Genomic DNA, 13,225 nt, shown 5'->3' on the forward strand with positions numbered 1-13,225 from the left:
CAATCTTTTTTCAGAATTTTTTTTCCGATTTGATTGCCTTGCTTGCCAGTCTCTCAATGAACGCCTTTCGTTGTTGCGGGTGCAAAAGTACACAACAATTCCAGTTGCGCAAGCTTTTTTATGGAGTTTTTTTCATCTTTTTCCAATCTTTTTCCAATCTTTTTCCTAACTCGCTGATAACGGATTCTTTACAATTCAACTTTTTTTTCACTATACGTAGGATTTTCCTGAATTACAGTGCGGTTTTCATAGTTTTGCCACATTTTACGTTATGCTTTTTATTGAATTTCCAGTCTTCAGCGTTCTTTCCTGCCAAGAAATCAAGCTTTGGAATCTGCTTTTCGGCCGTTTTCAGTCTCGCAGAGGCGCAAAGACGCAAAGTTTCTTCCTTTCTTCTTCCCTGTTTCCTCCCAAAAACCGGCTTCCTTTCTCTGGATTTCTTCTGAAAACAGCTCCCCTAGCCCCGATAGTCCCGAGGCATCGGGAGGAAATCCTTTTTGTGGCGGTCCCGATAGCTATCGGGAGGCACAAAAGATTGGAGCGGATAGCGGGATTAAGCTCCTAATAAATCACAGTACTTAAATCCCAATTCCTATCAAAAAACCTTCTTCCTTCCAAAACCATACGGACAGGGCGCTCATCCTGACATTTTATACATATTATATAATAGAGAATTGGATTCTCTGAAGCTTCTGCGTTACGAGGAGACGCACTACAGTGAGCCTCTACGGAAAACTGGGATACAAATTGGTTCTATCACATACTATATATGTACGCATAAAAAAATAAACCCGACAGGCTTTAAAAACCTTTCGGGTTGCACGAGTGAAATCTACTCTTATATATATATGTATACTTATATATGTATGCCTTCATTTAAACTGTCAATCACCTCTTTTGTGATTTGAATGCTTTTCAATTTTGCTTCATGATCAAAAATAGGACTTGTAACCATCAATTCATTAATGTTGGCATAGTTAATAAACTTTTTTAAATCTGTAATCAATTGTTCCTTGTTTCCTGTAAAAGTTCCAGCTGTCATTTGATTAACATGATAGCGTTCTGCTTCATTCATAATATCATCGAGCGATGTAACTGGTGGCTGTAAACCTTTACGATCGTTTCTAATTAAATTTAGAAACATTTGGTACAAACTTGTAGACAGCAATTCAGCTTCTTGATTTGTGTTTGCTGCAATTATATTGACACAAGCCATTGTTTTTGGTTTATCTAAAAACTCCGAAGGCTCAAAATTTTCACGATAGAATTCAAATGCCTGAATCATCAGTTTTGGCGCAAAATGTCCGGCGAAGGCATAAGGTAAACCATAAGCTGCTGCGAGAGCCGCGCTTTCCATGCTGGATCCTAGTATCCAAATTGGGACTTTTAATCCTTCGGCCGGGAATGCACGTACTTTTCCTGTGGCATTTTCAATTGAAAAATACTCTTGAAGTTTACTTACATTTTGCGGAAAACGTTGTGCTTGTTCAAAAAAGTCTTTTCTAATAGCTTCGGCAGTTGGCTGATCTGTTCCAGGAGCTCTTCCTAAACCTAAATCGATTCGGTTTGGATAAAGTGTTTCAAGTGTTCCAAATTGTTCAGCTACTACTAAAGGTGAATGATTAGGCAACATGATTCCGCCAGAACCTACGCGGATATTTTCTGTTTGACTTGCCACATAACCAATCAAAACCACTGTTGCAGTACTTGCAACGTGTGCCATATTATGATGTTCTGCCAGCCAAATTCGTTTGTATCCGAGTTTATCAGCTAATTGCGCGATGTCTTTTGTTTTTTTAAATGTTTCTGATGCGTTACTGTCTTGCGTAATGATTGCAAGCTCTAATATTGAAACTGAAATTGGGTTTTTCATATAAAATAATGCTAAGGTGCAAAATTAACTCATTTATATTGATGCACTTTGCTTTCTAATGTTAATAGAATTATAATATTTGTAGCTACAAATATTTATTGTTTCAATTTCAAATAAATTAATTTATGGTTTGTTTTACCGTCATCTTTTATAATTAAATCTTTATTTGATTCGATTTCAAATTTTGATGAAGTTTCTATATTTAATGAAATATCTCGATTTCTAAAGATTTCAGGAATTTCTGGAAGCTCAATGGTCACGATTACTTCCTTATTTTTCTGTTGAAGATCGATTTTTATTCGGTCTCGCAACCAAATATATTCGTAAACTTCCTGCCATGGCGCCATCCAGATGGAGTCATTCCCTTTTAATCCGTACTTATTGGCAAGCGTAGTCATATAATATTTGAATTCTGGAAAACGCATACTAAGATTCCATAGATTTCCATTTCCTGTTCCGTGCGTGAATTCGTTGTACCAAATTGGGGTTGGAAATTTTGCAATAGAATCAACCGTTTTTAGAAAACGATCCATTGTTTTAAAATCAGTTGTATCTTTCGAACTTAACACAAAAGTTCGAGCGGTAATCATTTTATCTAATTCGACTTTCGAATCAACTTTTAATATTGGTCCCACACCCGTGTATGATGCAACAGAAAAATGACCGTTTGCCAATGCGTTTTTTTCATACTCATAACGATAGTTTGGATCTCCTTCTCCACCGGGAACTATAAAATGTGACATGGTGAAATTTAAATTTTGTTTGATCGAAGTTGTGTTTTCGGTCACTTCAGTTAAAAAGTTACTTCCCGGTTTTGTGAAATGATGAAAACTATGATTTAAAATATCCCAACCCGCATCGTACATTTCCTTTACCTCAGCCCAGGAAAGATGCCCTCGATATGCAGAAAAATCTCCAATTGTCCCACCATTAACAGCTAAAGCCAATTTAAACGGAATTTTATTTCCGATTCCATCCGAATAAAAAAGGCCTTTTGAAGTTGTTCCATCTCCACCTTGATCGATTTTCCATTCGTTTACATCAGGACTGCTGATTTTTCCTCAATAATGGGAAAGCCGTCAAATAAGCTGATCGATAGCCATCATCGAGCGTAAAACTGTAAGCGAAATGTTTATTATATTTTAAAGGAGCAACTTTGATTTTGACCTTCTCTTCTGATTTTAATTTAATTTTAAATGAAATGGTCTTTGATTTTGAAGAATCTTTTTGAATTACTTGATTTGAAAAACAAGTAAAATATCCGAAGAAAATTATAATGGAAAGGAGAATGCGTTTTAACATAAATGATGTGGTTTCAATTTTTGCTTAAAAGTACATTTCTTTTCGAAGAAATAATTTTAAAACCAATTTCGCTTTGAAAATAATTTCTTTTAAATCAAAAAAGGAAACTGATTTTAAACCTAAATTTGTATATCAAAATACCAGTTCGGTTTTAGCTTATCTGCAAATGACATACAAAATTTTAATTATAGACGACGAAGAAAAACTGAGAAGTCTGCTGGCACGTATTATAAAATCGGAAGGATTTGAAGTTTTTGAAGCCAAAGATTTAAAATCGGGTTTTAAGAAACTGGAACAAACGGATATTGATGTTGTTTTGTGCGATGTAAAACTCCCTGACGGAAATGGTGTTGATTTTCTTCAAAACATAAAAGGAAGTTTTCCTTTGACGGAAGTTATTCTTTTAACCGCTTTCGGAAATATTGCAGACGGCGTACAGGCGATGAAAAATGGTGCTTTTGATTATATTGTAAAAGGTGACGATAATGATAAAATTATTCCGCTTCTATATAAAGCAGTTGAAAAAGTGCATTTGCAAAAGAAAGTACAGCAACTCGAAAAACGTATAAACGATAAATATTCTTTCACTACTATAATAGGAAAATCAAAAGGAATTGAACAAGTCATCGATCTCGCTCAGAAAGTTGCAAAAACAGATTCGACTGTTTTACTTATGGGAGAAACTGGAACCGGAAAAGAAGTTTTTGCGCAGGCTATTCACGAAAACAGTAATCGTGTCGGGAAATCTTTTGTAGCATTAAATTGCAGTACTTTCACCAAAGAGATTTTAGAAAGCGAACTTTTTGGTCATAAACAAGGCGCTTTTACGGGAGCTGTAAAAGATAAAAAGGGTTTTATTGAAGAAGCAAACGGAGGAACTTTGTTTCTGGATGAAATTGGTGAAATGCCAATTGATCTTCAGGCGAAATTATTGCGTGTTTTAGAAACTTCCGAATATATTGCGGTTGGCGACACAACTCCAAAAAAATCAAATTTCAGATTAATTGCCGCTACAAATCGTGATTTAAAAACAGAAAGTGACGAACATCGTTTCCGTTCTGATTTGTATTTTCGTTTGAATATCTTCGAAATTAAATTGCCTTCTTTGCGAGAAAGAGTTAAAGATATTCCGCTTTTGGCGAATTATTACGTTAAACAATTTTCTGAAAAAACGAATAAAAAAGCATTAACGATCAGTGACGATTTTCTTCAAAAATTAGAAAATTATTCTTGGCCGGGAAATATTCGTGAATTAAAAAATGTCATCGAAAGATCAGTTATTTTGAGTAGTGGCGATATTTTGACTTCGGATGTTTTGCCTTATGAAATGCAACATCAAACTGAGAATAATTCAAAACCAATGTCAGCTTTCTCGATGCAAAGTGTTGAGAAATTGCATATTCAAAAGGTTTTGAATTATACAAAAGGGAATAAAGCTGAAACGGCTCGATTATTAGAAATTGGGATTGCGACTTTATACAGAAAACTCGAAGAATATAATATACAGCCGTGATCCTGCAAGGTTTTCAAAACCTTGTAGGTTTAGATTTTAAATAATTGGAACTTTATACTTAAATAGAATACCTACAAGGTTTTGAAAACCTTGCAGGAAACGTAGATTCTCAACATAAACCTTATCATTTCAATAAAAGCTTATCATTTTGATAGGCTTTTTTTATGCCTGATTTTTGGCACAAAACTACATTCCTTTTATTGACAACACTTTAGCTATAACTTCATTTTTTCGGAACATATTTTGGCATAAGGAGAGAGAACATTAAAAATTCATTCCAAATGAAAAATCAAGTAACCTCAATCTACAAACAAGCCGAACGGTTTGCTGAGATAACCAAAAAATCTATTATTTCTGGAAACATCGTTCGTGCAAAAAAATGCCTTGCTCTTGCCGAACGCTTGTTTATTACAGGAAGTATCGAAACTAAAAACGCCATTTCTAATGTGTATGTTTTCTCGGTTTCTTCTTTTATGGAAGTGCGCCACTGCAATATTTCTCATTTATTTCCGCAAACACTTAAAGCGGAATATATCAAGCAGGTTAATGCCTCTGGTGTTTAAAAAGTTTAATCGGTTAACTGTTTAATTGTTTAATCGAAAAAAACTTAAATCTATCCCGATAGCTATCGGGTCTAAAATCTAAAATAATCTCCTATGATCGCATTTCTTTTAATCGGGCTGGCCGTTGTGCTGTTTGCCATTTGTTTTCTTTCTGTTGAATTCTTTGAAAATATCTAAATCATGACTGCACTATTTATTATTTCAATCGCTGTTTTCGTGTATTTGATTTATGTATTAATCAAACCCGAAAAATTTTAATGATGTAAAAAGTTATAAGTGAGATGTTAGATGTTAAGCGTCGCTCTCCTTTTACAAATTACATTTTACAAAAACTCACATATTATGAACACAGAATTATTAGGAGTCATTGGTATTTTTATCCTAACTATTGTTTTAGCGATTCCTTTAGGAAAATATATTGCTAAAGTTTATTTAGGAGATAAAACACTTCTTGACCCGATCTTCAATCCAATTGAAAAACTTATTTTTAAAATCAGCGGTATTAATTCGGCTGAAGAAATGAACTGGAAACAACACTTAAAAGCACTTTTAAGCATTAATACGGTTTGGTTCTTTCTTTGCTTTTTTGTCTTGTTGTTTCAGGGATCTTTACCTTTAAATCCGGATAACAACCCCTCAATGACGCCGGATTTGGCTTTTAATACGGCTATTTCATTTATTGTAAACTGTAATTTACAGCATTATTCAGGCGAAAGCGGCGTTTCTTACCTTTCACAAATCGTCTTGATGTTCCTTCAGTTTGTTTCTGCTGGTATCGGAATGGCCGCTGCCGCTATGATTTTTACAGCAATGAAAGAAAGAACAACAGAAAAATTAGGTAATTTTTACAATTATTTCATCAAAAGCTGTACTCGTATTTTATTGCCGCTTTCAGCAATTGTAGCTGTAGCACTAGTATTTAGTGGCACTCCTATGACTTTTGAAGGAAAAGATGCTATTACAACGCTTCAAGGTGATCATGTTGAAGTTTCGCGCGGACCCGCTGCAGCCTTTATTGCTATTAAACATATTGGTACAAATGGAGGCGGATTTTTTGGAGCCAACTCAGCGCATCCATTAGAAAACCCAACTTATTTTACTAACGGAGTTGAACTTTGGGCACAAATGATTATTCCGTTTGCGATGATTTTTGCACTTGGATTTTACCTCAACAAAAGAAAATTATCAAACATTATTTTTGGTGTAATGACGGTTGGATTTTTACTCTTGGTTGTTCCAACAGTTATGAGTGAAATCAACGGAAATCCTGCCATCGAAAAAATGGGAATCGCTCAGACAACTGGAGCGATGGAAGGAAAAGAAGTTCGGTTTGGGCCCGCAATTTCAGGTTTCTGGAGTATTGCTACAACGGTAATTTCTACAGGTTCTGTAAACAGTATGCACGATAGTTCTATGCCGATGTCTGGCACTATGCAGCTATTGTCTATGATGGTGAATGCCTTTTACGGTGGATGCGGTGTTGGTATTCTAAACTACTATATTTTCATAATACTAGCCGTATTTATCTCCGGACTAATGGTTGGTCGAACTCCCGAATTTTTAGGGAAGAAAATCGAAGCTCGAGAAGTTAAAATTGCTGCTTTTATTGCCATTCTTCATCCTTTATTAATATTGGCAGGAACTGCTTTAGCTTCTTATTTTGCTGCGTATGATACTGCAATGGGTTATTGGTTTAGCGGCAACGCAACAGGTTGGTTAAACAATCCTGGCAACCATGGATTTTCAGAAATGTTATACGAATATACTTCAAGCGCTGCCAATAACGGTTCTGGTTTTGAAGGCTTAGGCGATAATAATCCGTTCTGGAATATCACTACAGGAATTGTATTACTGCTAAGCCGCTTTATTCCAATCATTGGTCCATTAGCAATTGCAGGTTTACTTGCAGATAAAAAATACATTCCAGAAAGTGCAGGAACTTTAAAAACCGACACATCAATTTTCGGAATCATGACTTTTGCCGTAATCGCCATTATCGCTGCTTTATCATTTTTTCCGGCGCTGGCACTTGGACCTTTGGCTGAGTTTTTCACACTAAAATAAAATGCTGGATATTTTAAACACATAGAAACATAGAATTTAAATCTGTAAAAAAGAATAAAAAGAAAACTCGTTTTCACACATAGTTAGAATAACGATTTTATCCTTCGCATTTCAATATAGCCCGTGGTTTCAACCACGGGAAACGAATTGCAGAGACAAAGATTATGATATACGTTGCGTCCCAGCGGTTGAAACCGCTGGCTATGTTCTATAATCTATGTGTTTTTAGCGCATAACATTTAACAAATAACATTTAACTTTTTACAAGAAAATGACAACTAATAAATCCACATCATTGTTTGAAAGTAAACAGGTAAAAGAAGCATTCTTGCAGTCTTTTGTCAAGCTGAACCCAAAAATGATGATCAAAAATCCGGTAATGTTTACCGTAGAAATTGGAACAGCCATTATGTTTGCTGTCTGCATTTCGATATTAATGGGCGCAAACGATCAGGGAAGTTTTACTTATAACCTAATTGTGTTCTTAATTTTATTGGCAACGCTTTTATTTGCCAATTTCGCCGAAGCCATTGCCGAAGCAAGAGGAAAAGCACAAGCTGACAGTTTAAGAAAAACAAGAGAAGAAACTCCTGCAAGACAGATTCTGTCTAACGGAGAAATTGAAAACATCAGTTCTTCAGCATTGAAAAAAGGCGATATTTTCGTTTGCGAAGCCGGTGATTTAATTGCTGCCGATGGTGAAATTATCGAAGGTCTGGCAACAATCGACGAAAGTGCCATTACCGGAGAAAGTGCTCCTGTAATCCGTGAAGCTGGCGGAGATAAATCATCTGTAACCGGAGGGACAAAAGTATTATCTGATAAAATTAAAGTAAAAGTAACTTCTGAACCTGGCGAAAGCTTTTTAGATAAAATGATTGCTTTGGTTGAAGGTGCAAGCCGTCAGAAAACACCAAACGAAATTGCCTTAACCATTTTATTAGCCGCATTTACTTTAATCTTCGTGATTGTGTGCGTTACGCTAAAACCGTTTGCCGACTATGCCAACGCACCCATCACGATTGCGGCTTTCATTGCTTTGTTTGTTTGTTTGATTCCAACTACAATTGGAGGATTGCTTTCTGCGATTGGTATTGCGGGAATGGACAGAGCGTTACGAGCTAACGTAATTACAAAATCGGGTAAAGCGGTTGAAACTGCTGGAGATATTGATGTATTGCTTTTGGATAAAACCGGAACTATTACCATTGGAAACCGAAAAGCAACCAATTTTTACCCAACAAAAGGAATTTCTTTTGATGATTTCGTGAAATCGGCTGTTTTGAGTTCGCTTGCTGATGATACTCCGGAAGGGAAAAGTATTCTCGAGCTAAGTGAGATGATCGATGTAAAAAATGAAACGAAAGCAAGTTTCTTAAAGACTACTTCTGATATTTCATATACTATAAAATTTACTGCCGAAACCAGAACTTCCGGAGTAGTATTAAAAGACGGAACTAATATTAGAAAAGGTGCTCAGGACACTGCAAAAAATATTGCGCAGCAAGCTGGAAATTCTTTCCCTGAAGATACTGCACAACAAGTAATCACGATTTCATCTAACGGAGGAACTCCACTAGTTGTTATTAAAAACAATGAAGTTCAAGGTGTTATCGAACTTCAGGATATTATCAAAACTGGAATGAAAGAACGTTTTGAGCGTCTACGCCGAATGGGAATCAAAACGGTTATGGTTACAGGAGATAATCCGCTTACGGCCAAATTTATTGCCGAAGCCGCAGGTGTTGATGATTTTATTGCCGAGGCTAAGCCTGAGGATAAAATGAATTACATTAGAAAAGAACAGGCTGAAGGAAGATTGGTTGCCATGATGGGTGACGGAACAAATGATGCTCCGGCTTTGGCTCAAGCCAATGTTGGAGTTGCGATGAACAGCGGAACTCAAGCGGCAAAAGAAGCCGGAAACATGGTCGACCTTGACAATGATCCAACGAAATTAATCGAGATTGTTGAAATTGGAAAACAGCTTTTAATGACTCGAGGTACTTTAACTACTTTTTCTATTGCAAATGACGTTGCGAAATATTTTGCTATTGTTCCTGCTCTTTTTATTACTGCGATTCCTGCGCTTCAAGGTTTGAATATTATGCATTTGCATAGTCCTGAAAGTGCGATTTTATCGGCTGTAATTTTCAACGCGATTATCATCCCGATATTGATTCCGCTTGCGCTGAAAGGAGTTGATTACCGACCAATTGGAGCTAGTGCCATCTTAAAAAGAAACCTTTTGATTTATGGTCTTGGCGGATTGATTGTTCCTTTTATCGGAATTAAAGTAATTGATTTACTGGTAGCATTTTTCATGTAAGATGCTAAGGTGCTAAGTTGCTAAGATTCTAAGTTTTTTTCTTAGAGTCTTAAAAACTTAACGAATCAGAATTTAAAAAAAACTTAGAAACTTAGAGACTTAGTCTCTTAGAAACTTTAAAAAAATGAAAAATCTATTTTCTATAATAAAACTTACTGTGGCTACTTTAATCTTGTTCGCAGTTATTTACCCTCTTGCGATTTACGGAATCGCACAAATTGCTCCAAATCAAGGAAAAGGAGAAACGATTTCGGTTAACGGAAAAGTGGTTGGTTACCAAAAAAATGGACAAAAGTTCGATAAGTCGAATTATTTCTGGGGAAGACCTTCGGCTGTTGATTATAATGCGGCGGGAAGTGCCGGAAGCAACAAAGGTCCTAGCAACGCCGATTATTTGGTTTTGGTTCAAAAAAGAATTGATACGCTTTTATTGGTTCATCCGTACTTGAAAAAATCTGATATTCCGTCGGATATGGTTACGGCTTCTGGAAGTGGTTTAGATCCGAATATTTCTCCGCAAGGGGCTTTGATTCAGGTGAAACGAATTGCTAAAGAAAGAAAACTGGATGAAACTAAAATAAAATCTTTGGTGGAATCTAAAATTAATACTGCTGTTGTTGGTCCTGAAACAGTGAATGTTTTGGAATTGAATGTGGCTTTGGATGCGCTTCGCTAAGACTCTAAGATGCTAAGGTTCTAAGATACTAAGATACTAAGATACTGAGATTCTAAGTTTTTCTCCTGCAAGGTTTTTAAAACCTTGCAGGTATGATAGACTAGTTGATACGAATTTTCATTCTTGTTCTATGCGCATTCTTGTCATTTCGACGAAGGAGAAATCTTCGTTAGTAGCTCGACAAAGATTGGCGAATTTCTATACGGAGTTTCTTGCGGAGATTGCTTCGCCAGTTCGCTATCGCTCGTGTCCTCGTTCCTCAGAATGACAAACTAAGCGATAAAAACTAACCTTTAAAATTAAATACCTACAAGGTTTTAAAAACCTTGCAGGAAACGAAAACGCCTTTTTACCCCAAATGCCCTAGCCCCGATAGAAGTGGAAATCCTTTTTCTGGCTTCTTTAGCCAGGAAAAGATTGAAACAGATAGCGGGATTAGCTCCTAAAAAATCTACTAATAAATAATAGAATACCACAAAAATGAAAAAAATAATACTTACCGCTTTAATCGCTTTTGGTTACAGCAATTTACAAGCACAGTCAGCATCTAAAAGTCCATTGACATTTTCGGGATATGTTGACGCTTATTATAGTTATGATTTCGGGAAACCGGAAAATCATACTCGGCCAAACTTTTTTTACAGCTATAATAAAAGCAACGAGGTAAACCTGAATTTGGGAATGGCGAAAGTAAATTATTCGAAAGAAAACATTCGGGGAAATTTTGCCCTGATGGCGGGAACTTATGCCGAATATAATATGTCTGCTGAACAGGGTTTATTGAAAAATGTTTATGAAGCGAATGTTGGTGTGAAGATTTCGAAAAACCATAATTTATGGGTTGATGCGGGAATTATGCCTTCGCATATTGGTTTTGAAAGTGCGATTGGAAAAGACTGTCAGACTTTAACGAGAAGTATTCTGGCTGAGAATTCTCCTTATTATGAAACGGGAGTTAAAATTGGTTATACTTCTGAATCTGGAGAATGGTATTTGGCTGGTATGTACTTAAATGGCTGGCAGAGAATTGAGAAAGTAGAAGACAATCAAACGCCTGCTTTTGGAACTCAAATTACCTATAAACCGTCTGATCGGGTTGCTTTGAACTGGAGTACTTATGTTGGAAATGAGCAACCGGATATTGATAAAAAATGGCGTTATTTCAACAACTTTTACGGACAGTTTAAGGTAACGGAAAAGACAAATATTACAGCTGGTTTTGATATCGGATCTCAGCAATCGGCTAAAGGAAGTGATAAATACGATACTTGGTTTTCGCCCGTTTTGATTCTGCAATACAAGCCAGTTGACAAGATTCAGCTTGCAGTAAGAGGTGAATATTATAGTGATGAAAAAGGTGTGATTACCGCGACGGAAACGCCAAATGGTTTTAAAACTTACGGATTTTCGGCTAACTTTGATTACTTAGTTACTGATAATGTTATGTTTAGAATTGAAGCGAGAAATCTTTCAAGTAAAGACGAAATCTTCACCAATAAAGACAATCTTCCAACGGACACGAATACGTTTGTAACGACTTCGCTGGCGATTTCTTTCTAACCATTAAAAGATTTTTTACCATTAAGAGATTAAGAAAATTAAGTTTTAGCACCTCATTTTAATATAGAATACAGAACATTAAGCTTAATGTTCTGTAGACAAAGAAAAGCTTAACTTCCTTAATCTCTTAATGGTTAAACCAAAAAATATGGAAAACGAAAATAACGCACAGCACTTTCTCGATTTGATTCAGAAATCACGAAAAGGTAAGTTTAAAATCTACATTGGAATGAGTGCCGGTGTGGGAAAGACTTTTCGTATGCTTCAGGAAGCGCATTCGTTATTGAAAAACGGAATCGATGTGAAAATCGGCTACATCGAAACGCACATGCGAAAGGAAACGCATGAATTATTAGCGGGTTTGCCGATAATTACGAGACGGACTATTTTTTATAAAGGAAAAGAATTGGAAGAACTCGATGTTCAGGCGATTATTAATCTTCGTCCCGAAGTGGTTATTGTTGATGAACTGGCGCATACAAACGTTGAAGGAAGCAAAAATGAAAAACGCTGGCAGGATGTTTTAGAAATTCTGGAAGCTGGAATTAATGTGATTTCGGCTGTGAATATTCAGCATATTGAAAGTTTAAATGAAGATGTAAAACGAATTACAAACATTGATGTTCAGGAACGTATTCCGGACAATGTTTTACGATTGGCGGATGAAGTCGTGAATATCGACTTGACATCTGAAGATTTGATTGCGCGTTTGAAAGAAGGAAAAATTTATACTCCAGATAAAATTCAGACGGCTTTAACGAACTTTTTTAAATCGGAACAGATTTTACAACTTCGGGAATTGGCTTTGAAAGAAGTAGCGAGTCAGGTCGTTCGAAAAGTCGAAAATGAAGTTCCGAATCTTCATGCTTTACGACATGAGAAACTTTTGGCCTGCATTAGCAGTAATGATAAAACGGCTAAAATTGTGATTAGAAAAACAGCAAGACTCTCCAGTTATTATAACGGATTGTGGTATGTTTTATATGTAGAAACTCCGCAGGAAAGCAGTAATAAAATTGCTTTGGACAAACAGAGACATTTAATTAATAACTTTAAACTCGCTGTGCAATTAGGCGCAGAAGTTATTAAACTGGAAAACAAAAATATTACCGACGCGATTTTGGCAACAGTTGAAGAAAAACAAATTACAACGGTCTGTATCGGGAAACCGCATTTGAATTTATTTAAAGTAATTTTGTCTACAACAATTTTCAGGCGTTTGCTAAACAAACTGTCGTTGTCAAATGTTGATCTTGTAATACTGTCGTAATTTTTCTAACCATTAAGATATTAAGAAAATAAAGGCTATGCTTAATTTTCTCTTTGTAAGTTTCATTAAGTTCAA

At 36.0% G+C, this 13,225-nt stretch carries 10 protein-coding genes; 8 read left to right on the top strand and 2 right to left on the bottom strand.

The genetic code is table 11. The features are described 5' to 3' along the window. Window positions 1–856: 856 nt before the first annotated feature. The gene (locus H600_RS0119645) at window positions 857–1,873 is read right to left on the bottom strand and encodes an LLM class flavin-dependent oxidoreductase (protein ID WP_026730394.1); all 1,017 of its coding nucleotides are present in this window, start codon (window positions 1,871–1,873) and stop codon (window positions 857–859) included. 95 nt (window positions 1,874–1,968) lie between these two features. After that, a complete protein-coding gene (locus H600_RS0119650; RefSeq protein WP_026730395.1) occupies window positions 1,969–2,820 on the bottom strand; it encodes a polysaccharide deacetylase family protein in 852 nt (283 codons plus the stop codon). A 521-nt stretch (window positions 2,821–3,341) separates the two neighbouring features. Here H600_RS0119650 and H600_RS0119660 point away from each other — a divergent pair. The 8 genes from H600_RS0119660 to H600_RS0119690 all read left to right on the top strand — a co-directional run bounded on the left by H600_RS0119660 (window position 3,342) and on the right by H600_RS0119690 (window position 13,150). Then, window positions 3,342–4,688: a sigma-54-dependent transcriptional regulator gene (locus H600_RS0119660; RefSeq protein WP_026730397.1), complete on the top strand. Its 1,347-nt coding sequence runs from the start codon at window positions 3,342–3,344 to the stop codon at window positions 4,686–4,688. Between the two features lie 281 nt (window positions 4,689–4,969). Then, window positions 4,970–5,251, top strand: coding sequence for a DUF7674 family protein (locus H600_RS0119665; protein WP_026730398.1), 282 nt, complete (start codon window positions 4,970–4,972; stop codon window positions 5,249–5,251). A gap of 180 nt (window positions 5,252–5,431) precedes the next feature. After that, the gene (gene kdpF / locus H600_RS22790; RefSeq protein ID WP_073099479.1) at window positions 5,432–5,509 is read left to right on the top strand and encodes a K(+)-transporting ATPase subunit F; all 78 of its coding nucleotides are present in this window, start codon (window positions 5,432–5,434) and stop codon (window positions 5,507–5,509) included. Window positions 5,510–5,593: 84 nt separating this feature from the next. Then, window positions 5,594–7,315 carry a potassium-transporting ATPase subunit KdpA gene (gene kdpA, locus H600_RS0119670; RefSeq protein ID WP_026730399.1) on the top strand — a complete coding sequence of 574 codons (1,722 nt, stop codon included), beginning with the start codon at window positions 5,594–5,596 and terminating at the stop codon, window positions 7,313–7,315. 271 nt (window positions 7,316–7,586) lie between these two features. Next, on the top strand, window positions 7,587–9,644 hold the full coding sequence (kdpB, locus tag H600_RS0119675; RefSeq protein ID WP_026730400.1) for a potassium-transporting ATPase subunit KdpB: 2,058 nt from the start codon (window positions 7,587–7,589) through the stop codon (window positions 9,642–9,644). A gap of 124 nt (window positions 9,645–9,768) precedes the next feature. After that, the gene (locus H600_RS0119680; RefSeq protein WP_026730401.1) at window positions 9,769–10,320 is read left to right on the top strand and encodes a K(+)-transporting ATPase subunit C; all 552 of its coding nucleotides are present in this window, start codon (window positions 9,769–9,771) and stop codon (window positions 10,318–10,320) included. A 480-nt stretch (window positions 10,321–10,800) separates the two neighbouring features. Beyond that, window positions 10,801–11,880, top strand: coding sequence for a porin (locus tag H600_RS0119685; protein ID WP_026730402.1), 1,080 nt, complete (start codon window positions 10,801–10,803; stop codon window positions 11,878–11,880). Between the two features lie 148 nt (window positions 11,881–12,028). Further along, the gene (locus tag H600_RS0119690) at window positions 12,029–13,150 is read left to right on the top strand and encodes a histidine kinase (protein WP_026730403.1); all 1,122 of its coding nucleotides are present in this window, start codon (window positions 12,029–12,031) and stop codon (window positions 13,148–13,150) included. Window positions 13,151–13,225: the final 75 nt, after the last annotated feature.

Origin of the sequence: Flavobacterium denitrificans DSM 15936 (genome assembly GCF_000425445.1) — a bacterium.
In the GTDB taxonomy this organism is placed as follows: Bacteria; Bacteroidota; Bacteroidia; order Flavobacteriales; family Flavobacteriaceae; genus Flavobacterium; species Flavobacterium denitrificans.